The following is a 23,430-nucleotide window of genomic DNA, read 5'->3' on the forward strand; positions in this document are numbered from 1 at the left end:
TCGTCGTCCCACCCCGGCACAGCTGACTAGAACTGAAAAAGCTTGATATAAGCGCATTTTCAATTCAGTCAGCCACTGCCAATATAAAAATTGAGGCTGAGACATGTGATATGTCCCAGCCTCTTATTTGTGCACGCTTTTCCCGTAAGATTTGGACAAAACCACTGCTATTTAAAAATTAACTAGCGATATGGATAAGTTGATCGCCAGGTTTAATCCATTGCTTATTTAAACATAATTTATATAGTGAAAAACTGATTGCTGCAGGTAAGATGATGTGGAATACAATGATTAATACCCAAGTGTGTATAGAACCACCCATCGTATTAATTGTCATAATTTGGCCGATGAAGCCACTTGTTCCCATACCTGCACCAGCAGCATTATTTGTCATTGGAAACAATGTTGTCATGATAGGTGCAACAATTGCACTTGCCAGTGTTGGCGGTAAGAGTATCATGGGATGCTTAATGATATTTGGAACTTGTAGCATACTTGTACCAATTCCTACGGATAATATACCGCCCCAGCCATTATCTTTAAAGCCATTGACTGCGAATCCAACCATTTGGGCTGCGCAACCAATAGTCGCCGCGCCAGCAGCTAAACCACTTAAATCAAGCATAAGCGCAAGCGCAGCACTAGAAATAGGTGCTGTTAAAGCTAAACCAAAGATGACGGCTACGAGAATGCCCATAATGAATGGTTGTTGATCAGTAGCAGCATTGATGATTGTGCCTAGGCCAGTCATAAACTGATTTAATGCCGGACCAAAACTTTTCGAAATGAAGCCACCAATGATAATTGTTAGTAAGGGTGTTACAATAATATCGATTTTTGTTTTTCCTGCATATAATCTACTCAATTCAACTACGATTAAAGTAGCAATATATGCCCCAACAGGACCACCTTCAAAAGTGGTATAACCCAATGTTCCTACAATGACACAAGAAAAAATAACGAGCGGCTTTGCACCTAACCCGTATGCAATTGCAACACCTATCGCTGCACCTGTCACAGACATGGCAACCTTACCAATTTCAGTTAAAAATGTTAGATTTAATTGAGGTAGTAATGTCTGGTTGCCTATGGTATCTAATATTAATCCAATGATTAATGATCCAAATAACCCTAAAGCCATAAAACTGAGTGCTTCAATGACCCACCTATGTAAATAATTCTTCATTTTAGTCCCCTTAATCTTTAAACAAAGTTATTTTATAAATTAAATTTAGTATATAGATATTTTTCAATGATGGCTAGTGTATTTTAAGAAATAGCTTATAATCAATATATTCAAAAAATAAATAAATGAGATTATAAAAACTCAATTAGGTTATATAGTATAAATACAGGATGTATCAACGGTTAGGGGGATTATAATGCCGGAAATATATACGATAGGACACGCGAATCATTCAGAACAACAATTTATAGAAATGCTACAACAATTTAATATTGAGATAATTGTAGATGTACGTGCCTTTAGAGGGAGTAAACGCAATCCTCAATTTAATGAAGACAATATAAAACAATGGCTCAATGAAGCAAATATTGAATATCAATATAATACACTGTTAGGTGGTAGAAGAAAATCATCTGAAAGCGTTGGTAGAACAATTAATGAAGCTTGGAATAATGAGTCTTTCCATAATTATGCTGATTATACATTAACAGCGGATTTTCAAGAAGGAATCAAAACACTAGAAGTATTAGGACATTCAAAACGTGTGGCGTACATGTGTTCTGAACCACATCCAGCACGCTGCCATCGATTAATTGTTAGCAACTGGCTAGCCGCTCACGAATGGTCTGTGCATCATATTATGCTTGATAACCAACAACAAATTATTCAGCAAAAACATAAATTAGGACAATGGGGGGCTTTGCCTATTATAGAAGATGATGGATACATCGTATATCCTGAAATTGATAAAGATAAATAGGATGCTATTATTTATCACTTTCATAGGTACGACTGGAACTCATAGTCTCAAGTCACTTCCCATTCCATAGGAGTCTCGCAAATAATATGCGTTGTATGTGGTTGTTTTTTATGGAAAAGTATCTCTATGTGCTATTAGTAAAAATCTGACATGAAAAAAGCAGTTCTCTACGTTTTTAGTAGAAAACTGCTTTATTAGTTAATTGAGGTGTTCAATTCTCAAGTGAATTGCTTTTCCTGGGAAATAAGTAATGCGTAGAAATTATTTATTTAGGCTTTATTGACTGAAGCGTCATAAATAGATTCGATTGTGTCACCTAAGATTTTATCAAATTCTTCATCTGATTGATTTACATTTAAATCATTAATAAGTGCACGAGAGAAGCTAGCAATTAAATCTTTGTTTTGTTTAAGGACTTCGTTAGCATGTTCTCTACTGTAACCGCCTGATAGTGCAACAACACGCACAACATTAGCATGGTCAATAAGTGTTTGGTATTGGTTAGCTTTTGTAGGGATAGATAATTTTAACATTACAAGTTGATCGTCGTTTAATTTGTTTAGTTCTTCTAAGATTGAGTCAGCTAAATATGCTTCAATTTCTGCTTTGTTTTCAGCATTAATATTAACTTCTGGCTCAATGATTGGAACTAATCCAGCTGCTATAATTTGTTTAGCAACGTCAAATTGTTGTTTTACAACTAAATCAATACCATCTTTGTTTAGTTCTAAAATATTAGAACGCATTTTTGTGCCGAAAATTTTGTGTTCGTTGGCACGACTTAATAAAGCATCTAAGTCTGGCATAGGTTTCATTAATTGAACGCCATCTTTTTGTTCGTCTAAGCCTTTATCAACTTTTAAGAAGGGAACTACGCCTTTATCTGCTAAGTAATCTCCAGTATGCTTACCGTCTACTTCGCGATCCATCGTTTGTTCAAAAAGAATTGCACCAATAATTTTATCAGCGCTGAATGAAGGTGATGATACAATACGTGTACGCATGTCATGAACGAGTTTGAACATTTCATCTTCGCTATCGTATTGATCTTCAGTAACGCCGTAATCTTTAAGCGCTTTTGGTGTACTACCACCACTTTGATCTAATGCAGCAATGAAACCTTTACCATTTTTCACTTTATCAAATTGTTCTTTATTCATTCTTACCACTCCTTTTACTGTATTCTCTTTTAGTATGATAAAAATTAAAGCATAACGCAAGTTCAAGGCATCTAAGATATTAAAATATAATAAATGATCTATCTAATATAAAAAATGTACATTAAACTAGGTCATAGGTTTAGTGACTGATATTAAAAATATAGGTGTTGGATTATAAAAAGCATCTTGTTCTTTATATACTCGATTATATACGTCAGTATCAAGAAGAATACTTTCAAATCCTAATTGTTTTAAGATATTCAAGTCATATTGTGGTCTTGAGTGGTGATTAATAGGTATGCTTTGCTTGATGTCTTCACTTTCTTTCAACATATCATCTCCCAGTGTGTTATGTGCGTGATCCGTTGGGATATCTCCGTAATTAGTAAAGGAATCTTTGCCATAGTCTCCATCAATATTAATAAGATAACCGTTTGGTTTTAACACCCGTAACCATTCTTTATAGGCAGCTTGTGTGTTAGGTAGCAACCATGTCACATTGCGAGCGATAACGACATCAAAAGTTTCATCTTCATAATTTAGGTGTTCTGCATCCATGACATTAAAATGTATGTTTTGATTTAATTGTTGTGCATTTTGTTTTGCAGATTGAACCATTTCAGGTGCAAGATCAATACCTGATACTTCAGCACCTTGTTGCGCACATAGGATTGCTAGAAAACCAGCTCCTGTACCTATGTCTAAGACTTTTAAACCATCTCTTAATGGAATAATTGCCTCTATTTCTTCCACCCAAGCTTGTGCGTGTTTACTTTCTAATTCAGCCTGTTTATTTTTACTAAATGACTCGGCACGTTTAGCCCAATAATTTACAATCTGTGTTTTATCCATTTTCAAAACCTCTTTATCCAATACTTTATTATTCCTTCTATTATTATAGAATACTTTTGACTAAAAGAAAGATAATTAAAAAATAAATTGAAATTGATTATCATTATCATTAGAATGACTTATATATAGAAAAATATGTATAAATATAAACTTCGAGTGGTATTGGAGGGGACTAATTCAGTTTTGAGAGTGCATATAGGACTAAGTTTTACAAAGTAAACTAAGTTATTCTGACGTAGTTTAGGAAAATGGATAAGAACAGGAGATAAGCAATGAATAGAAAATACAGTGTCCTAGCTGGGATTGTATTATCAGCTACATTACTTACTGCATGTAGCTCAAACAGTACAGCTAGTAATTCAGAAGATAAAGAATTAACGAAAGAGGAAAAATTAGTTACGGATCAAACGAATCGTGAAGTAAAGATTAAAAAAGATCCAGATAGTATTGTAGTAGGAGGTATACTGCCTTATTTTTCTGCTTGGTTTGTAGGGACAAATTCTACTAAAGAAATTAAAGGGTTGCATCCTAATGCCTACAATGCTGCAGAAAATTCAATGCTAGCTAAAATATCTCCTGATATTAAAAAAGCATCTACTGAATTTGTGAAAAATGGTGATATCAATATAGAAGAATTATCTAAAATTAATCCAGATGTCTACTTTGAACTTGCATCAGAAAAGAAAACTTTAGATAAAGTTGCGGAAAGTGGTGTACCTACAATTGGTCTTGAAACTGTAAATGATGAAGATGATGATCCATTGACAACATTTAATAGCTGGTTAGAAATAACTTCAGAAATCAAAGGTGGTAAAACAAGCGAGAGAACTGATAAGTTTATGCAAGAGGGCGAAAAATCTCAAAAAATGATTGATAAAAGCCTAAAAGACACAAAAAAATCAGAGAAACCCAAAGTTTTATTTCTACATCAGCACACAGATAATTCTATCGTTGTAGCTGGGTCAAACTTCCATAGTGAAAAATGGATAAAAGCAACTGGCGGCGTTGATATAGTTGGAGAAGATGGCGTAGAAGGACAAAAAGAAGTTAATATGGAACAAATTTATAAATGGAATCCGGATAAAATCTATATTACTAATTTCACTGAAACACAACCAGAAGATTTAATTGAAAATAAAACGGATGGTCAAGATTGGAGCCAAGTGAAGGCAGTGAAAGATAAAGAGGTCTACAAGGTACCTTTAGGTATCTATCGTTGGTTCCCACCAAATGGCGATGCACCATTAATGTTGAAATGGATGGCACAACATAACCATCCAGATAAATTTAAATATAATATGAAAGAGGAAAGTAAGTCATATTATCAAAAATTTTACGATTACGACTTATCGGACAAAGATGTAGAGTCAATTTTACATCCATCATCTGATGCTGCAAAATATTAATATTCGATAGCAATAATTGCTATATAAGAAGATGAAATTAAAATTATAAAAATAGATTATGAGTGTCGACAAAGTCTCTGGCTTTGTTGGCATTTTTTTGTGCACGCTTTCCGCGGGCACAGCCTCAGCCTGTAGTCTTCGGCTAGTGATTTTATCGCAGGAGTCGGCCCAAAACACTGCCATTTTTAAAAACTAAGATATATTTATAAAAAAATAAACAAGCGCTTTTAAAGTATTTGGCTCGTCTATGTTCTATAATCTCTTTATAAAATATTTATACTGAGTTTTTTAGTTTTGAACGCTATTAATTTAAACTCGAGATAATTTTGATCTGAAGTAATTTTAAGGCATTTATATTTATAATTATTTTATATTTTTTAGTAATATTAATAAAAACAAGCAATGTAAAAATTAAACGATTTTTTAAATAAAAACCACCAAATACATAAAGAAAATAAAAAAATATAATAGAATATATATTCATATTTAATGCATAAAAATACACTTAGTTAAGTTTGTAAGATTCATTAATTTCGTTAAGTTTAAACTTAACACTATGATTGTAGCGATTTTCGTATTCAAATTAATTGGTATTTTTATATAATTATTCATCTTTTACAAATAACTCATTTGAATGCAATTTGCATTATTATTTAAAATTCGTTAGGCTCATGTTTGTGAATAATTAAATAGTTCTTGCTAATTCATTAAATTTATTAGCGGTAATTTTACATACAAATCTACTATGAGGGGTGTTCAACAATTGAGAAAGACTAAAGTAATGGATTGGACGACCTTTATAGGGTCTTCCGTAATTTTATTAATTGCAGTAATTCCTATGATGGTTTTTCCAAAAGCCAGTCAAGATATTATTACGAAAATGAATGAAGCTGTTGTAAGTACAATCGGTTCAGTATACTTATTTATTGGCTTAGCAATTTTAATATTTGTTTTGTACATTGCATTTGGAAAATATGGAAATGTGACATTAGGTAAATCTACAGATAAACCTGAATTCAATAATTTTAGTTGGGCAGCAATGTTGTTCTGTGCTGGTATTGCTTCAGATATTTTATACTGGGGCGTTATTGAATGGGCCTTTTATTATCAAGACCCGCCACACGGTGGTAAAGGGATGACAGATAGTGCTTTAAACTATGCTACAATGTACGGCATGTTCCATTGGGGTCCTATCGCATGGGCAACATTTGTATTGCCAGCACTATGTATTGGTTATCTTATATTCGTGAAGAAAAAACCAGTGTTTAAAATCAGCCAAACGTTGAGACCTATTTTAAAAAGCCAGACAGATGGCTTTATTGGACAAGTAACGGATATTATATTTATCTTCGGTTTACTTGGAGGCGCTGCAACATCACTCGCACTTGGTGTACCGATGATTACAGCAGGTATAGAAAGATTGACCGGTTTAGACGGAGATAGTATGGTCATGCGTGGTGCAATTCTATTTATCATAACTGCACTTTTTGCATACAGTTCTTATTCTGGATTGAAAAAAGGTATAAAAGTGTTAAGTGATTGGAACGTTATTCTGTCATTTGTTTTACTTGGTTTTGTGCTGATTGTTGGCCCAACTGTGTTTATTATGGAAACGACCATAACAGGTATGGGTAATATGGTGAAAAACTTCTTCCAAATGGCGACATGGATAGAACCGTTCGGAGGTATCGGTGGACGTAAGGAAACGAACTTCCCACAAGATTGGACAATATTCTATTGGTCATGGTGGATTGTATATGCGCCGTTTATTGGATTGTTTATTGCACGAATTTCTAAGGGACGAACTATGAAAGAAGTCGTTCTAGGTACGATAATATACGGTACTTTAGGCTGTATGTTATTCTTTGGTATTTTCGGTAACTATGCAGTTTATTTACAATTAACTGGAGAGTTTAATGTTGTTCAGAATTTAAACACGCATGGTACAGAAGCAACTATAATTGAAGTTTTGCATCAATTACCATTCCCTAACTTAGTTATTGTTTTATTCTTACTTTCTGCGGTACTGTTCTTAGCAACGACTTTTGATTCTGGTTCTTATATTTTAGCAGCAGCATCACAGAAAAAAGTAGTTGGAGAACCTTTAAAAGCAAACCGTTTATATTGGGCATTCGCTTTATGTCTATTACCATTTGCATTAATGCTTGTTGGTGGTGAGAGATCATTGGAAGTATTAAAAACAGCTTCTTTACTTGCTAGTGTGCCAGTACTCGTTGTCTTCGTCATGATGATGATTTCATTCTTACGGACATTAAATGAGGATCGACTCAAACTTGAGCGCCGTGCGGATAAATATAAAGAAGTAGAACGACGCTCACTGAGAATTACACAGGTGAGAGAAAAGAAAAATGACGACAACTTATAGATAAAAACATATAAAAAGCAGTGGAGCAACTATGACGATAGATTGCTCCACTGCTTTTTTTATACTGATAGATAGAAGTAAAACGTGAAGTATACTGGATTTCAAATTCATATTCCCTCTCCATTTTCACCAAATATATTTAACATTGTAATGAAGATGTATCTGGAAATGACAAAAAATGACAGCTAGATTTCTAAAGAAGAATCTAACTGCCATTTTTTGATTGTACAATTTCTCCTAAAACATTGAAATAAGTGTTACTTCTTATTTTCTGGAATAGGGAAGTATTTAAATATTTCGCCACTTTCGATTGCTTCGCCCAAATTATCTAACCAATCATAGTATGGCAAGGTATCGATTAATTGTGCTTTGACTTCGCTCGCTTCTGTCTTAGTAGCTGCATCAGCATTTTTGTCGTTGATGACCTTATCAAGTATAGCTACTGAATCATGAACAGCCTCAGAGTTAATTACAATTTCTCTTTTCCATTTGCGGGTAAAGAAATTACTGAAGAAATTGAAGAAGTCTTTTTCAGCAACGAAATGTTGTTTTCTACTGCCCCGTGTAAACTGTTGTTTGACAAGATCGAATTCTTGGAGCCTTTTTACTCCAGCACTCATACTAGGTTTGCTCATTTGTAGTTGTTCACGCATTTCATCTAAAGTCATGCTGTCTTCAAAGAGCATAGTACCAAATAAATTACCTACACTTCTGTTAATCCCGTATAGGTCCATCGTTTCACCAATTGCATTGATGACGATGTCTTTAGCTTCATCCAATTGCTTATCAGGGTTGTTTGAATGTACCACGATGTACACCTCCGATAAATTTTTATACAAATTTAAGATATTGATGATTAAGTAATTCAAAATAATTATATTTTTATAATTATACAAATCCATAATCAGCTTATAACTAAACTCGTTTGACACCCTTTCGATTACTATGCTAACATAAATCTTGTAAAATTCGTTAAATAAAAATTTAACAAACTTAACGGAGGTAATTTTCATGGAACTTTTAAATCAATTATCTCGTCGTCAATATATTGATGGTGAGTGGGTAAATAGCTCGAACGAAGAAACAAGAAAAATTATTAATCCATATAACCAAGAAGTTATTTTTGAAGTCGCAGAAGGTACTTCAGAAGATAGTGAACGTGCCATTTTAGCAGCAAGAAGTGCATTTGAAGGCAGTGAATGGTCTCAAGAAACGAGTGACTCTAGAGGTGAAAAAGTAGGGGCAATTGCTGATTTAATCGTAGAACACCGTGAAGAATTAGCGCGACTTGAAACACTAGATACAGGCAAAACGTTAGAAGAGTCTTATGCAGACATGGACGACATTGCGAATGTATTTCATTATTTTGCTGGTTTAGCAGATAAAGATGGTGGCGAAATTATAGATTCACCAATTCCTAATACTGACAGTAAAGTAATAAAAGAACCAGTAGGTGTTGTCACTCAAATCACACCATGGAACTATCCTTTACTACAAGCTTCATGGAAGATTGCACCAGCATTAGTTACAGGCTGTACGCTTGTTATGAAGCCAAGTGAAATCACACCACTAACAACAATTCGTGTATTTGAATTGATGGAGGAAGTTGGATTCCCTAAAGGCGTAATTAACTTAGTCTTAGGTAAAGGTTCTGAAGTAGGAGAGCCGTTATCATCTCATAAAGAAGTAGACTTAGTATCTTTTACAGGTGGTATTCAAACAGGAAAACATATTATGAAACAAGCTGCGAATCACGTAACGAATGTTGCATTAGAGCTTGGTGGTAAAAATCCTAATATTATTTTTGATGACGCTGATTTTGAACTTGCAGTCGATCAAGCTTTGAATGGTGGGTTTTTCCACGCAGGTCAAGTATGTTCTGCAGGTGCAAGAATCTTAGTACACAACGATATCAAAGATAAATTCGAAGCAACTTTAGTTGAAAGAATTAAAAATATTAAATTAGGTGATGGATTTAATCCAGAAACCGAAATGGGACCAGTTATTTCAGCTGAGCACAGAGAAAAAATCGAAAAATATATGGAAGTTGCAAAATCAGAAAACGCAACGATTGCGATTGGCGGTAAAAGACCAGAACGTGAAGACTTACAAGATGGTTTCTTCTTTGAACCAACTGTAATTACAGATTGTGATACTTCAATGCGTATTGTACAAGAAGAAGTGTTTGGTCCAGTTGTAACAATTGAAGGCTTTTCAACAGAAGCAGAAGCAATCGAGCTAGCAAATGATTCGATTTATGGTTTAGCAGGTGGCGTATTCACTTCAGATATCGGTAAAGCTGAACGTGTTGTTAATAAATTGAAGATGGGTACAGTTTGGATTAATGACTTCCACCCATACTTTGCACAAGCACCATGGGGTGGTTACAAACAATCAGGTATTGGTAGAGAACTTGGTAAAGAAGGCTTAACAGAATATCAAGTTGAGAAACATATTCTACGTAATACGAATCCAGAGCCAGTAAATTGGTTTGGTAAACAATAGTTAATTTACACACAAATATAAAATATTAATAATTAAAAATTTAGGAGGTTTTATCAAAAATGAAAAAATCATATGATTATATCATTATTGGTGGTGGGAGTGCCGGTTCGGTACTTGGTGGCCGTTTAAGTGAAGATGCATCTAATGATGTACTTGTATTAGAAGCTGGACGTAGTGACTATTCTTGGGATTTATTAATTCAAATGCCAGCAGCATTAATGTATCCAGCAGGAAATAAACTATATGACTGGATTTATGAAACAAATGCAGAACCACATATGGATGGACGTAAAGTTGGACATGCTCGTGGTAAAGTATTAGGTGGTTCAAGTTCAATTAACGGTATGATTTATCAACGTGGTAACCCAATGGATTATGAAAAATGGGCGCAACCAGAAGGCATGGAATCATGGGATTATGCCCATTGTTTACCATACTTTAAACGTTTGGAGACAACGTTTGGTTCTACTAAAGATGATCAGTATCGTGGTCACCACGGTCCAATTAAATTAAGACGTGGACCTGCTAAAAATCCTTTATTCCAAGCATTTTTTAATGCTGGTGTTGACGCAGGTTATAATAAAACACCAGACGTCAATGGTTTCCGTCAAGAAGGCTTCGGACCTTTTGATAGCCAAGTGCATAATGGTAGACGTGTTTCAGCATCAAGAGCTTACTTACATCCAGCTATGAAACGTAAAAACTTAGACGTGGAAACACGTGCGTTTGTAACTAAATTAAATTTTGAAGGTAATAAAGTAACTGGTGTAACATTCAAGAAGAATGGTAAAGAACATACAGTGAATGCGAAAGAAATTATTTTATCAGGTGGCGCAATTAACTCTCCACAATTATTACAATTATCTGGCATTGGCGATTCAGAACACTTACGTTCAGTAGGGATTGAAACTCGTCTACATTTACCAGGTGTAGGAGAAAACTTTGAAGACCATTTAGAAGTATACGTGCAACATGCATGTAAACAACCAGTTTCAATGCAGCCTAGCCTTAACAAATTAAAAATGCCATTCATTGGCTTGCAATGGATTTTAGGTCGTAAAGGCGCAGCAGCATCTAACCACTTCGAAGGTGGCGGATTTGTACGTTCAAATGACGAAGTAGATTATCCAAACTTAATGTTCCACTTCTTGCCAATCGCAGTAAGATACGATGGTACGAAAGCACCACATGCTCATGGTTACCAAGTTCACGTAGGTCCGATGTATTCTAACTCTCGTGGTTACTTGAAGATTAAATCTAAAGACCCATTTGAAAAGCCTGATTTCGCATTTAACTACTTATCTACAGAAGAAGATAAACGCGAATGGGTTGAAGCAATCAAAGTAGCTAGAAACATTTTATCTCAAAAATCTTTAGATCCATTTAATGGTGGAGAAATTTCTCCAGGTCCTGAAGTGCAAACAGACGAAGAAATCATTGAATGGGTTAAACGTGATGGCGAAACTGCATTACATCCATCATGTAGTTGTAGAATGGGGCCGGCATCAGACGAAATGTCAGTTGTTGATCCTGAAACATTCAAAGTACATGGTATGGAAAACTTACGTGTTGTAGATGCGTCAGTAATGCCTCGTACTACAAACGGTAATATCCATTCACCTATATTAATGATGGCAGAAAAAGCATCAGATATTATTCGTGGTAAAAAACTTATGGAACCAGAATACATTGATTTCTACCGTCATGGTGTACATGACAAAGATGCAGGAGCAGTAAAATAAAAGCAATTAACAAATCTATATAATTTAAAAATGAAACTGGTGAAGTCATAAACTTAATGATTTTCACCAGTTTCTTATTATTTGTAGGTGTTAAAGAGTTGGCGTTTTAGAATTGAAAAATTACAAAGAGAGCTATTGTTGCAATAGTTAAATAGGACTTTGATATTGATTGAATAGAAGTAGCGTGATTGGTAAAAGCGTTAGTATAAACGATGATTAGCTTTCCAAGTGCTTCGATTTAGGGAAGGAGTATTATGGCTTATTTATATTTAGTGATTGCTATTATTACTGAAGTAACAGGCACGGTTTCACTCAAGGCCTCTGAAGGTTTTAGTAAATTATACCCAAGTTTAGCAGCAACCATCTCATTTATTATTTGTTTTTATTTTTTTAGTTTAGCTATGAAATATTTGCCATTAGGCTTAAGTTACGCCACTTGGGCTGGTTTGGGGTTAGTACTGAGTACAGTACTCGCAGTTGTTTTATTTAATGAAAATCTAAATCTCACAGGTATCATAGCAATCGTGTTTATACTCATAGGTATTGTATTGTTGAACACGGTAGGTGTTTCAAAATAAGGAAGTATAGATTTGAACATCATCCAAGATAAGAATAGATATTTTCACTGTCGACAAAAGTATAACTTTTTTGTCGGCTTTTTTTATTAATTTATGAAGTGTAGCATATAAAGATTTTTGCTTGGAATTGTAATATGTGTTTTTATAATAAATATAAGACTATTATAAACATAAGTTGATATAACAAATTTAAATACGTGAGGTGATGCGTAATGGAAAATATTAAAGTACAAATGGTGAGAACGCAATTAGATAATATACCACAATATGATGTGCCTAAAGGTTTTGCTATTAGGAAATTTCGTAAAGGCGATGAAAAATTATGGGCTTATATAGAAACGCTAGCAGGAGAGTTCCCAACTGAATATAAGGCATTAGAAAGGTTTAATAAAGAGTTTGGAAATCATATAGCAGAGATGGAACAGCGTTGTATCTTCATTGAAAATGAAAAGCACGAAGTTGTTGGTACGACAACTGCATGGTATGGCTGCTTAGGTGAAGACACACAAAAAATGGGGAGAATTCATTGGGTGGGTATCATACCAGCATATCAAGGGAAAAAGTTGTCCAAACCATTACTTAGTGCAGCAATGAACATTTTAGCAGTACATCATGATCAAGCTTATTTAACATCACAAACGGTTAGTTATAAAGCAATCAATATGTATCTTGAGTTTGGTTTTAAACCTGTACAATTAGATGATAATTATCATAAAGCTTGGCAGTTATTAGCTCAAAAATTGAATGAAAATAGGGGTGGGAAGAAGAAACCAAAATTAGAAATTTGATTTCTTCTTCCCACCCCCACAAGACTGCTCAAAAAAGGAATGCAAGAGCGGAAACTCTTGCATTAGAACTACTTGTCTTGTTGACCAGTAATTAAATCAGAAATTGCTTTAGACGATTTACCATCTTCTAATGAACAAAAGTCATTATAGAAAGTGTCGATTTTATCTTTGTAATCTACTTCTACTTGGTCTAATTTTTTCAAATCATCAGCTAATTTATAAGCATCTTGATAAATTGGACCTGGTAAATCATTATGATAATCAAGATAGAAACCACGTAAATCTTGACCGTATTTATCTAAATCATAAGCGAAAAAGAATTGTGGTCTTTTTAGTACGCCGTAATCAAACATGACTGACGAATAATCCGTGATTAAACAATCTGAAATCAAGTATAATTCAGAGATGTCATTGTAATTTGAAACATCAATTGCAAACTCTTCATAACCTCTTAAATCGAGTGCATTAGAAATTAAGTAATGCATTCTTAACAAGATCACATAATCATCACCTAATTTTTCTTGTAAATTATCTAAGTCAATTTTCAAATCAAACAAGTACTTACCTTTTTTAACAAATTCATCATCTCTCCATGTAGGAGCATACATAATCACTTTTTTATCTTCAGGTAAATTTAATTTTTCTTTGATTTCTTGAATATATGCTTCGTCTTGTGAACGATTAACTAAAACGTCATTTCTAGGATAACCAATTTCAAGAATTTGTTCTGGATTCATCCAGAACGCCGTTTCAAATATTTTTGATGAATAAGCATTTGGTGAAACGAGATAATCCCAACGATTTGTTTCTTCCCTGAAGTTGCGTTTATAACTGTCTGTTGTTGTTCCGGGCATACGAATGACTTTCATATCGTTTGCCAAGCGTTTTAATGGTGTACCGTGCCAAGTTTGGATATAGACTTGGTTCGGTTTTTTATTTAGAAATAGTGGTAGCCTAGCATTTGATACCCAGTATTTTGCTCTAGAATAAGCATCATAGTATGCTTTAGAATTTTTTCTAACCTTTTGGGCAGGACCTGGTATTTGTACGCTGTCAGGTTTTTTTAATACCCATATAAATTCATAATTCGGATGATGTTTCATCATATATTCATAAACATATTTAGGACTATCACTATAATTTTTACCACCAAAAGCTTCAAATACGATCGTTTTTGGATTTACTTTATCTTCAGAATCTGTCAATTGGTAAAGCGCACGATGTTTGTTTTTTCTGCGTAAAACAACATTTTTAGCTAATCGAGCTTTATTTCTAAACTGATTAATTTTAAATGCTGATTTTCTCTTATTAAACATAAGCATGAGTGCTTCAGCGATAAATAAGGGTTTCTCATTTTTGAAAATTGTAGGAAAGAGTTGTCTCGTAACTCTTGGTAATAATTCACTATTTTGTTCATATCTTTCAGGCGTTTTTCTTAATGAAGGCTCAAACGAATATTTAAATAAATTTTTCATTTTATTTTTTATGAAACGCTTGTTTTCCTTTAAAGGTGCACGTTGAATAGAATCTGAAAAACTATATACATAATCATTGAAGACGATACCGAAGTCTTGTTTAGATAATCTTGGTTTTAAGAATGGGTCATAAACTTCGCCTTTGATATAAAATGGGAAGCGACTCACACGTACAAAACCATTTGAATATTTTATAAAATCTAAAATGAATGACCAGTCAATAAAGACATCTAATTCTTCATTGAATTGTAAATTATGTCCACGTGCGATCGCCGTTTTAAAGACAATATTACACGATGAATTTTTACGTAAGAATTGATTTGACTTAGTTTTGGTATCTAAATATTCCACACGCACTAAGTCTTGGTCTATATATTGTGGTATGTCGAGAGTAAATGAATGTATTGGTGAAATAAGTGCATCAAATTGATTTATTTTTTTCATGTAAAATGCAAGCGCATAAGAAGCTAAATAATCATCTGAATCAATGAATATAAAATAAGGTGTATCTACTTCTTGCATAGCAATATTTCTTGCATGCGCATGACCTGTATTTTGTTGTAAATCAATTTCTTTTATTGGTATATTCCAATTTGCAATATTTTGTGTTGCAATCGTTTTTGAATTATCAGTTGAACCATCATTGACTAAAATTAACTCAAAATCTTGAAATCTTTGTTTTTTAAGACTAGTTAAACATCTTTCTATATAGTCTTCTGAGTTGTAATAAGTCACTATTACAGATATGGACTTCATTATTTATTCCCTCTTTTTTTAAAATTTTCTCTTTATATTTTGATATAAGGTAGAATATATCGAACTTTTTTTAATATTTTCAGCTATTGATAAGAGCGTTGTAAGTTATTGAAGTGCTCTATTATAAAACAATGGCAATTAATCATCAGATGATCTGTTGATTGTAAAGCATCCATTGTATCATGTACAGTATTCACAATTAAAAAGTAGTTATTTGTATATTACAAAAACCCTCTTAATAATATAGTGGAGTGGCCTATAATTAATTGTATATAGGGAAAGTCACTATCCTATTTTACTATAAAAACTTAATATATCCAGTAGTTAAGAAGATTTCTATTGATATTAAAGATGCTAGACGTTAAAATTTTTATTTTAAAAAGTCTTGAAATTAATTTCTTTTGATTTAGGGTATTGTCAAAGTATTAAAAATTATTTGAAATGTAAAGTGATATAACTATGATTGTAAGTATCTACAAAGAAAGCGTGTTGAAGAAAGGGTGCATAACAATGACAATTAGAAAAGCAAACCAAGAAGAGTTGAAACTAATTAATAAAACGATACCGACTGTATTTAAAGAAGCGATAACAGCAGACTTTGACTTATCAGATCATGCGATGAGATCGATGTCAAAACAATTAAGAAGCGAAGGTGCTGAATATTATGTATTAATAGAAGAAACACAGATGAAAGGTTTTGTGCTTATTGATGACAAAATAGATTATTTTATTCAGGAAGAGTATGGATTTATATATGAGCTGTATGTATTTGATGAATATAGAAGACATGGCGTCGCTGAAGAATTAATACAATTTGTCGGTGAGTATTTTAAAGCGAAAAATATTAAAGAAGTAAGGCTGAATGTCTTTGCGAATAATTTCGCCAAAAAATTATATGAAAAAATGGGTTTCTGTGATAGAAATATAACGATGTCTATGGAAATAACAGACTAGGGCAATTTACGATGTTGCATGCATGAATTTTAAGTTAATAAATTGTGTTTAATTAAAATGAACTTAATAGAAAATTTTAAAAAATGTATCGTGCTATCAAGTTTCTGGTGAAGTATTGTTAATGATTATTTAAGTTCTCGTCGCTACTAAATTCATCTTCAAACAGATGATTTGTAAATTCAAATAAATTGAGTATAATTTGATTTTGTGAAAAAAAGTTAAGGAGAAATGAATAATGATTAATAACGACTTTGAAGATATAGTAATGAATAGAAAATCTGTAAAACTTTTTGATGAGCAAGTTAAAATACCAATATCAGAAATGGATGAAATGATTCAAAAAGCGACAAAAGCACCATCGTCAGTGAATATGCAACCATGGCGCTTTTTAGTTGTAGAAAGTGATGAAGGTAAAGATAAACTACGTCCCCTTGTACGTTTTAATACACGTCAAAATGATTCTTCGTCTGCAATGGTAGTTATCTTTGGGGATATGCAAAGCCATGAATACGGTGAAGAAATTTATAGTAATGCTGTCAAACAAGGGTTAATGCCTGAAGATGTTAAAGATGAATTACTTGGAAAGGTTTTACCTTTTTATAGAAGTTTAGAAAAAAGTGAAATGAACGATATTATAAAAATTGATAGTAGTCTAGCTGCTATGCAATTCATGCTAGTTGCCAGAGCTTATGGTTATGACACGAATCCAATAGGTGGATTCGAAACTGATCAAATAGCAACAGCATTTGATATAGATTCAGAACGTTATGAACCTGTCATGATTATAGCGATAGGAAAAGCAAAAAATCCTGCTCATGGTTCATATCGCTTACCAGCAGAAACAATAACTAAGCACGTATAATATTATAAGTTGAATTCAATTGAGGTTGGGACATAAATACATGTCTCAACCTCAATTGTTATATTGACAAAGTTAAGTAGAAAATTATATTTCTGTCACACTCCTGATTTTACTATTGTTAAAGAAGTTTGAGTATATTGTAAACACTGTATAATAAATTGAGATGTTTAATTATAATAGAACTAATATGTGTAATGTGATAACTTATTTGTAATGGTCAAGGGGGGAAGTTATGTGGAAATATAAAATAATGATGACGTTATTATTTACTGTTTTTATATTTTTTAGTGGGCTATGCTTGCATGACCAAAATCAATTAGAGGATAAAGTTTCATTTTATGCCGTTGGAGATAATTTAATTCATCCAGTAGTTTATCAAGATGCATTACAAGACGATGGTAGTTTCGACTTTAAACCTATGTATGATGACTTAGAAAAAGACATAAAATCAGCGGATATTTCGTATATAAATCAAGAATCACCCATTGGTGGAGATGAAAAAGGATTTTCGGGATACAAACAATTTAATACGCCGAGGGATATGGCGGATGATATCGCTGAGATGGGCTTTGATATTGTAAATGGTTCGAATAATCATGCACTTGATCAAGGGACGGATGGTTTGTTGAATGAGATAGATTTATGGGGACAATTTGACGATATCTTATATACTGGCACGTTTAATTCACAAAAAATGAGAGATAATATACCAGTTTTTGAGAGGAATGGAATCAAAGTTGCACTATTAAGTTATACATATGGTACAAATGATATTTCTCCTAAAAAACCATATCATATTAACTATTTTAATGAAGCCCAAATTAAAAAAGATGTAGCAAAAGCTAAAGCACAAAGTGATGCGGTGATTGTATCTGCGCATTGGGGAAGTGAAGGCGAACATGAACCAAATCGTAAACAGGAAAAATACGCTGAAGTATTTGCAAATGCAGGGGTAGATGTAGTAATCGGGACACATCCTCATGTCATTCAACCTATAGAGTGGGTAAAAGGGAAAAGGAATCATAAGACGTTAGTAGCTTATTCCCTGGGAAATTTTTTAAATGGGCAAACTACAGGTAATGAAAGTAATGTATTAGGAGGTAATATTCGTTTTAATATTGAGAAATTGCCAAAGGGTGTAACGATTAAAAACGTTGAATGGCAATCTTTAGTTACGCATTATGAAATAGCCAATCCACTAGATGACAACACACGACATCGTTTTAAAATGTATCCACTCAAAAAATATAATGATAATTTAGCAAAACGACACGCACTAAGCTATGATGACGAAAATGACGTTACGAAACAGCGTTTAGAAACGATTACTAAAGACGTCATCGATAAACGATATTTAACTCCAGATAGTTATTGATGTGTCTGTTAAAAAGTAATATCTAATGATTAAAGGGATCTTCCGAAAAATGGAGATCCCTCGTTTTATATGAGTATAATTATGCTGAAATTTAGTATAGTTAATATTTATTTTTTAACGCGTAACTTTTTTAGCTAAATCAGTGATGTATTTGAAGAAAGCGTCATGTTGAACGTAATAAACCACTGAAATAGGCCTACCATTAACGTTGTCAATATACGTCTGCCCTTGGCTAGGGCCTTCAGTATATACAGACACATTTACGCTATGTTGTTGAACAAGTTCAGGCATGCCAATGTAAGCGGTCGTTAATACATCCCATAAGAAGTAAGTAGAATTCGTTTGAAAGTGTGTTAATGGCGGAACAGCAGCATAGCTTACACCTAAGAAGTCCACACCAGGATAATGGCGTTCATCTGCCCATGCCTGTCTAACCTCCCATGTCATAGGTACTTGATTTGTGCTTTCTAAAGCAACCATCTCTATTTTGATATCCGTATCAAGCACAATTTGAACGGCTTCGGGATCCCAAAAAGCATTCCATTCAGCTGTACCATCATGTTCGGGTTCTTCAACATTGCCTTTATCTAAAAATGTGCCGCCCATCCATACGAGACGGTCGATATTTTGAACAATAGTAGGCTCAACTGTGATAGCTTTGGCTAAATCTGTTAATGGTCCTGTAAAAAGTAAAGTAATTTTTTGGGAATGTGCTTGTAATTTATCGATAATATCTTGATAAGCAGGCTGTTTTAATAATAAAGATTGTTGATTTAACGATTCATTTAAAATAGGTAACGCATCCATAAAAAATGCGTGCATACGCCAATCTTTTGGAAAAGGATGTTTACCCCGTTCTTTTGAAGCAGCGATATGTATTGGTTGCTCAGAGAAGCGGTTAATTATTTTTTGAGCTGCACTTACTGCTGGTTCGATATAACTATCTGCACCAATTGCGCTTACACCAATAAGCTCTACATCATCCATTTGTATTAATAGAAATAATGAGATGAGATCATCTACACCACCATCATGGTTAAAATAAATTTGTTTCATAACTTGAGTGCCTCCAAATGTTCGTTTTTATGAGGCTATTATACCAAAGAAAACAATATGTATCGTTCTGAATAATTAATTTAAGAATACTTTTTGAGCTGTAAAAAGTATTTATATAACATAATGTGATTTAAAATAAATTGATTTTATTTAATTGATCTCAGTTTTTTAATCCATAAAGTCCAATGCTATAGGAATGATAATGAATATAGAGATTAAAGTAGAGCGTTGCGTTGTTTTGATATATAAGTATTTATGCATTTTAAACGCAAAATACATGGAACATTAAATTAAAATTGTTTGAAAATTTGTACACAGGTTATGTTATGTTATATTGATAGACAAAAATTAAGGGGTGTTTTTTTTGTGAAGTTTAAAAAAGAAAAAGTTAATAGGGTAGATTCAGACCAAGCAAAAAAAAGCGTGGTTGCCACAGGTATTGGTAACGCAATTGAGTGGTTTGACTTCGGACTATATGCGCAATTAGCTGTAGTTATAAGTGCCAATTTCTTTGGTAATTTACCGCAAGAGATGCAAATTGTATCTACATTTGCTGTATTTGCTTTTGCATTTATAGTACGACCGATTGGTGGTATCTTCTTCAGTCATATAGGGGATAAATATGGACGGAAAGTTGTATTATCATCAACAATCTTACTTATGGCGGCTTCAACATTGATGCTTGGGTTATTACCAACGCAAGATCAAATCGGTATATGGGCGCCAATTCTATTACTCGTAGTACGTATGATTCAGTCATTTTCAACTGGTGGAGAGTACGCTGGTGCTATGACTTACATAGCAGAATCATCGCCAGATAAAGCACGTGGTAAGTTAGGTAGTGGACTAGAAATTGGTACACTTGCAGGTAGTATTATGGCGGCAGTCTTAGCTGGTCTGATGTATGCATTGTTAAGTGATCAACAAATGGCAGATTGGGGTTGGAGAATTCCATTTATTCTTGCTGCGCCATTAGGTATCGTAGGTATCTTCTTGCGTACAGGATTAGACGAAAGTCCTGCTTATGAATCGACATTAGAAGAACAAGAAGAATTAGAATATTCTTATTTAGATATATTTAAATATTATTGGAAAGATATCATCGTTTGTTTCGCTGGTGTAGCATTCTTAAATGTGGCTAATTACATGGTGTTATCCTTTATGCCATCATACTTAAACTCAACCATTAACTTAGGGGGCACCATGAGTTCTATACTGAGTACGGTCACGATGTTAGTGATGATACCAGCTGTATTTTTCTTTGGTTGGTACAGTGATAAAGTAGGTAATAAGAAGACGATTCTATTTGGTTTAATTGGTTTCAGTTTATTCTCTGTGCTTGCCTTCTGGCTCATGAGTATTCCAGTGATACCAGTCGTTATCTTAGGCTTATTTATCATCGCACTATTCATGTCTACATTTGAAGGTGTAATGCCGTCAGTGTTACCAAGTATGTTCCATACAAAAGTGAGATTACGTACCTTGTCACTTGTTTATAATATTGGTGCTGCAATATTTGGTGGTTTGACACCATTTATTCTATCAATGTTAGTACAAACGACAGGCCAAGAAATTTCACCTTCATATTATTTGATGTTTATTAACGTTATCGGTCTTATCATTTTCTTAACAATGTTTAAGTCAACATCAAACAAATCATTGAGAGGAAATTATCCAAACGTTGAAAATCAAGAAGATTATGAAGACGTAATTCAAAATCCTAAAGATGCACTTTGGTGGGAAGATGAAGTTAAAAAAGATTAATAAAGTTTATTATAAGAATTAAATAATTTGTAAAGACGCAATACTTATTAATAGGTATTGCGTCTTGTTTATGTCAGGAACCTTGAAAAGTGTTTTGGAATAATTTGTGCAATCGTTAATTAAGCACAATATATTGTACTTAATTAAATAATATTAACGGTATAAAAAGTATAAATATATATAATTTAAAAATATGTGAAAAATTATAAGTTTTGTGATATTATAAAATAAATAAAAGCTTATGGGAGGTTGGACGATATGTCAAAGACAGTGAAGATTGTCATAGCAGTCGTTATTGGGTTATTACTTATTGTTGGGATAGGCGGTGCGGTGACTTATTATTTTATGAAAAATTCACCTAAGAACACATATTTATTAAGTGAGCAAGAAACCGCTAAGCAAATGCAAGAGTACGCTAAGGACCGTTTTGAAAATGAATTTAAATTTCAAGACAAAATGAAAGATGAGTCATATTTAATAAGCTTAGATGCGAGTGCAGATGTACCAGAGAAATTACTTAAATCATCTGATATACCAAAATCTGCAGTAGATGCTTCTGGATTAGGATTTAAAATGGGACATGATCCAGAGAACGAAAAGTCAGTACTAGCATTAAATCCTACTGTAGCCGACAATGAAATTGGGGAATTTCAATGGGCAGCAGATAAGGACAATCAATACTACTCGGCACCAATTTTAGATGATGTTTACAAAGCTAAAAATGATGAACTTGTAGATGTTTATGAAAAATTAACGGGTGAAACAGTAAGCAGTTCATCAAGTAGTGCATCAAGTATGAGTGGGAATAATTCAGCAATTACGAATGACACATTGAATTTAAATTCTCTATTATCTGGTACGCAAGTATCACAAGAAAAAGTTGAGAAAATTAGTGAACGTTATAGTGAATTAATTATCGATAAACTTGATGATGATAATTTTGAAAAAGAAGACGATAAGATCGATGTTGATGGTGAAGAGAAAGATACGAATAAAGTCACAATGAATATTAGCAAAGCTGAAACGAAATCAATTTTGACAGCAGTTTTAGAAAAAGCTAAAGAAGATAAAGATATTAAAGGCATTGCAGAAGATCAATTTAATGCTGAAGCATATGATGATTCAATTGATGAAGCTTTAGAAGAAGTGAAAGATGCTGATAAAGATGAATTCCCAAGTATTAAATCTGTAATTTGGGAAGATGACAATCAAATTCTTAAACGTGATTTAACGTTAAAAGATAACAGCGGTGCTGACATTAAATTAGAAGGTACTAGTCTAATCGATGATGACAAGTTAGTTATGGATTATAATGTGTTTGCTGATGAGTCTAAGATTTCACTTAACGGTGATTCAACTAAAGAAGATGATAAGTATGACGATAAATATACTTTAGGTTTTGATGATGGCATTAAAGAATCAGATATCAAGGTTACAAATAAAGAAACAGTTGATGGTAACAAACGTACTGATAAAGGTGATATTGAAATCAGTGCAAACTATGATGAAACTACAATTGAATATGTAAACAAATTAGAGACTGATGTGAAGAATAATTCACAGAAACAAGATCTCGACATTACTACAGAAGTTCAATATGAACCTGTTACAATTAATATAAAAGGCGAAACTAAACTTAAAGAAGATATTAAGTTTGATAAAGCTGGTGCAAAAGACTTAAATACAATGTCTAACAATGACTTCAGTAAATTACAGAAAGAAATTTCTGATAACGCTGAAGATATCTTGAAAGATGTTGTGAAAGATCTTGAAGATAAATAAGTATTACAAAAATTTAAACTAAAATATTAATGAAAGGGGTGGT

General features: G+C 33.2%; 18 protein-coding genes. 12 read left to right on the forward strand and 6 right to left on the reverse strand.

Annotated features, from left to right (window positions below; all coding sequences use genetic code 11):
* Positions 1–178: 178 nt before the first annotated feature.
* Positions 179–1,186 carry a PTS transporter subunit IIC gene (locus M4L39_RS10285; protein ID WP_277581941.1) on the reverse strand — a complete coding sequence of 336 codons (1,008 nt, stop codon included), beginning with the start codon at positions 1,184–1,186 and terminating at the stop codon, positions 179–181.
* 196 nt (positions 1,187–1,382) lie between these two features.
* On the opposite strand from M4L39_RS10285, the gene M4L39_RS10290 reads away from it, so the two are divergent.
* Positions 1,383–1,946: a DUF488 family protein gene (locus M4L39_RS10290; RefSeq protein ID WP_277581942.1), complete on the forward strand. Its 564-nt coding sequence runs from the start codon at positions 1,383–1,385 to the stop codon at positions 1,944–1,946.
* A 269-nt stretch (positions 1,947–2,215) separates the two neighbouring features.
* Here the strand turns inward: M4L39_RS10290 and M4L39_RS10295 are convergent, their stop codons facing one another.
* Together M4L39_RS10295 and M4L39_RS10300 are read right to left on the reverse strand one after the other, a co-directional pair.
* A complete protein-coding gene (locus tag M4L39_RS10295) occupies positions 2,216–3,106 on the reverse strand; it encodes a fructose bisphosphate aldolase (protein WP_277581943.1) in 891 nt (296 codons plus the stop codon).
* A gap of 126 nt (positions 3,107–3,232) precedes the next feature.
* Positions 3,233–3,958 carry a class I SAM-dependent methyltransferase gene (locus M4L39_RS10300; RefSeq protein WP_277581944.1) on the reverse strand — a complete coding sequence of 242 codons (726 nt, stop codon included), beginning with the start codon at positions 3,956–3,958 and terminating at the stop codon, positions 3,233–3,235.
* Between the two features lie 272 nt (positions 3,959–4,230).
* Here M4L39_RS10300 and M4L39_RS10305 point away from each other — a divergent pair, with 272 nt between their 5' ends.
* Positions 4,231–5,364: an ABC transporter substrate-binding protein gene (locus M4L39_RS10305; protein ID WP_277581945.1), complete on the forward strand. Its 1,134-nt coding sequence runs from the start codon at positions 4,231–4,233 to the stop codon at positions 5,362–5,364.
* A gap of 763 nt (positions 5,365–6,127) precedes the next feature.
* The gene (locus tag M4L39_RS10310) at positions 6,128–7,750 is read left to right on the forward strand and encodes a BCCT family transporter (protein WP_277581946.1); all 1,623 of its coding nucleotides are present in this window, start codon (positions 6,128–6,130) and stop codon (positions 7,748–7,750) included.
* Between the two features lie 257 nt (positions 7,751–8,007).
* Here the strand turns inward: M4L39_RS10310 and cudC are convergent, their stop codons facing one another.
* Positions 8,008–8,559 (reverse strand): choline uptake/conversion transcriptional regulator CudC, encoded by a 552-nt coding sequence (cudC, locus tag M4L39_RS10315; protein ID WP_277581947.1) that lies wholly within the window; start codon positions 8,557–8,559, stop codon positions 8,008–8,010.
* 202 nt (positions 8,560–8,761) lie between these two features.
* Between cudC and betB the strand changes: the two genes are divergently transcribed.
* The 4 genes from betB (at position 8,762) to M4L39_RS10335 (ending at position 13,363) form a co-directional block, all read left to right on the forward strand.
* Positions 8,762–10,255 (forward strand): betaine-aldehyde dehydrogenase, encoded by a 1,494-nt coding sequence (betB, locus tag M4L39_RS10320; protein ID WP_277581948.1) that lies wholly within the window; start codon positions 8,762–8,764, stop codon positions 10,253–10,255.
* Between the two features lie 59 nt (positions 10,256–10,314).
* On the forward strand, positions 10,315–11,997 hold the full coding sequence (gene betA / locus M4L39_RS10325; protein ID WP_277581949.1) for a choline dehydrogenase: 1,683 nt from the start codon (positions 10,315–10,317) through the stop codon (positions 11,995–11,997).
* A 254-nt stretch (positions 11,998–12,251) separates the two neighbouring features.
* Positions 12,252–12,575, forward strand: coding sequence for a DMT family transporter (locus M4L39_RS10330; protein ID WP_277581950.1), 324 nt, complete (start codon positions 12,252–12,254; stop codon positions 12,573–12,575).
* A 212-nt stretch (positions 12,576–12,787) separates the two neighbouring features.
* Positions 12,788–13,363: a GNAT family N-acetyltransferase gene (locus M4L39_RS10335; RefSeq protein WP_277581951.1), complete on the forward strand. Its 576-nt coding sequence runs from the start codon at positions 12,788–12,790 to the stop codon at positions 13,361–13,363.
* A gap of 68 nt (positions 13,364–13,431) precedes the next feature.
* On the opposite strand, the gene M4L39_RS10340 is transcribed toward M4L39_RS10335, so the two are convergent.
* Positions 13,432–15,594, reverse strand: coding sequence for a bifunctional glycosyltransferase/CDP-glycerol:glycerophosphate glycerophosphotransferase (locus M4L39_RS10340; RefSeq protein WP_277581952.1), 2,163 nt, complete (start codon positions 15,592–15,594; stop codon positions 13,432–13,434).
* A 510-nt stretch (positions 15,595–16,104) separates the two neighbouring features.
* On the opposite strand from M4L39_RS10340, the gene M4L39_RS10345 reads away from it, so the two are divergent.
* The 3 genes from M4L39_RS10345 (at position 16,105) to M4L39_RS10355 (ending at position 18,785) form a co-directional block, all read left to right on the forward strand.
* On the forward strand, positions 16,105–16,548 hold the full coding sequence (locus tag M4L39_RS10345) for a GNAT family N-acetyltransferase (protein WP_277581953.1): 444 nt from the start codon (positions 16,105–16,107) through the stop codon (positions 16,546–16,548).
* A 235-nt stretch (positions 16,549–16,783) separates the two neighbouring features.
* Complete coding sequence (locus M4L39_RS10350; RefSeq protein ID WP_277581954.1) at positions 16,784–17,410, forward strand: nitroreductase family protein; 627 nt, start codon at positions 16,784–16,786, stop codon at positions 17,408–17,410.
* Positions 17,411–17,642: 232 nt separating this feature from the next.
* Positions 17,643–18,785, forward strand: coding sequence for a CapA family protein (locus M4L39_RS10355; RefSeq protein WP_277581955.1), 1,143 nt, complete (start codon positions 17,643–17,645; stop codon positions 18,783–18,785).
* A gap of 114 nt (positions 18,786–18,899) precedes the next feature.
* On the opposite strand, the gene M4L39_RS10360 is transcribed toward M4L39_RS10355, so the two are convergent.
* Positions 18,900–19,841, reverse strand: coding sequence for a nucleoside hydrolase (locus M4L39_RS10360; RefSeq protein WP_277581956.1), 942 nt, complete (start codon positions 19,839–19,841; stop codon positions 18,900–18,902).
* A 366-nt stretch (positions 19,842–20,207) separates the two neighbouring features.
* Between M4L39_RS10360 and M4L39_RS10365 the strand changes: the two genes are divergently transcribed.
* Both M4L39_RS10365 and M4L39_RS10370 read left to right on the forward strand, forming a co-directional pair.
* Positions 20,208–21,605 (forward strand): MFS transporter, encoded by a 1,398-nt coding sequence (locus tag M4L39_RS10365; RefSeq protein ID WP_277581957.1) that lies wholly within the window; start codon positions 20,208–20,210, stop codon positions 21,603–21,605.
* A gap of 258 nt (positions 21,606–21,863) precedes the next feature.
* Positions 21,864–23,387, forward strand: a complete 1,524-nt coding sequence (locus M4L39_RS10370) for a DUF6583 family protein (RefSeq protein WP_277581958.1) — start codon at positions 21,864–21,866, stop codon at positions 23,385–23,387.
* Positions 23,388–23,430: the final 43 nt, after the last annotated feature.

The sequence above is a fragment of the Staphylococcus equorum genome (assembly GCF_029531845.1).
Taxonomy (GTDB): Bacteria; Bacillota; Bacilli; order Staphylococcales; family Staphylococcaceae; genus Staphylococcus; species Staphylococcus equorum_C.

Excerpts from the sequence above, each read along its gene's own strand:
- M4L39_RS10285 (WP_277581941.1), bottom strand. The coding sequence starts at position 1,186 with ATGAAGAATTATTTACATAGGTGGGTCATTGAAGCACTCAGTTTTATG.
- M4L39_RS10290 (WP_277581942.1), top strand. The coding sequence starts at position 1,383 with ATGCCGGAAATATATACGATAGGACACGCGAATCATTCAGAACAACAA.
- M4L39_RS10295 (WP_277581943.1), bottom strand. The coding sequence starts at position 3,106 with ATGAATAAAGAACAATTTGATAAAGTGAAAAATGGTAAAGGTTTCATT.
- M4L39_RS10300 (WP_277581944.1), bottom strand. The coding sequence starts at position 3,958 with ATGGATAAAACACAGATTGTAAATTATTGGGCTAAACGTGCCGAGTCA.
- M4L39_RS10305 (WP_277581945.1), top strand. The coding sequence starts at position 4,231 with ATGAATAGAAAATACAGTGTCCTAGCTGGGATTGTATTATCAGCTACA.
- betB (WP_277581948.1), top strand. The coding sequence starts at position 8,762 with ATGGAACTTTTAAATCAATTATCTCGTCGTCAATATATTGATGGTGAG.
- betA (WP_277581949.1), top strand. The coding sequence starts at position 10,315 with ATGAAAAAATCATATGATTATATCATTATTGGTGGTGGGAGTGCCGGT.
- M4L39_RS10330 (WP_277581950.1), top strand. The coding sequence starts at position 12,252 with ATGGCTTATTTATATTTAGTGATTGCTATTATTACTGAAGTAACAGGC.
- M4L39_RS10335 (WP_277581951.1), top strand. The coding sequence starts at position 12,788 with ATGGAAAATATTAAAGTACAAATGGTGAGAACGCAATTAGATAATATA.
- M4L39_RS10340 (WP_277581952.1), bottom strand. The coding sequence starts at position 15,594 with ATGAAGTCCATATCTGTAATAGTGACTTATTACAACTCAGAAGACTAT.
- M4L39_RS10345 (WP_277581953.1), top strand. The coding sequence starts at position 16,105 with ATGACAATTAGAAAAGCAAACCAAGAAGAGTTGAAACTAATTAATAAA.
- M4L39_RS10350 (WP_277581954.1), top strand. The coding sequence starts at position 16,784 with ATGATTAATAACGACTTTGAAGATATAGTAATGAATAGAAAATCTGTA.
- M4L39_RS10355 (WP_277581955.1), top strand. The coding sequence starts at position 17,643 with ATGTGGAAATATAAAATAATGATGACGTTATTATTTACTGTTTTTATA.
- M4L39_RS10360 (WP_277581956.1), bottom strand. The coding sequence starts at position 19,841 with ATGAAACAAATTTATTTTAACCATGATGGTGGTGTAGATGATCTCATC.
- M4L39_RS10370 (WP_277581958.1), top strand. The coding sequence starts at position 21,864 with ATGTCAAAGACAGTGAAGATTGTCATAGCAGTCGTTATTGGGTTATTA.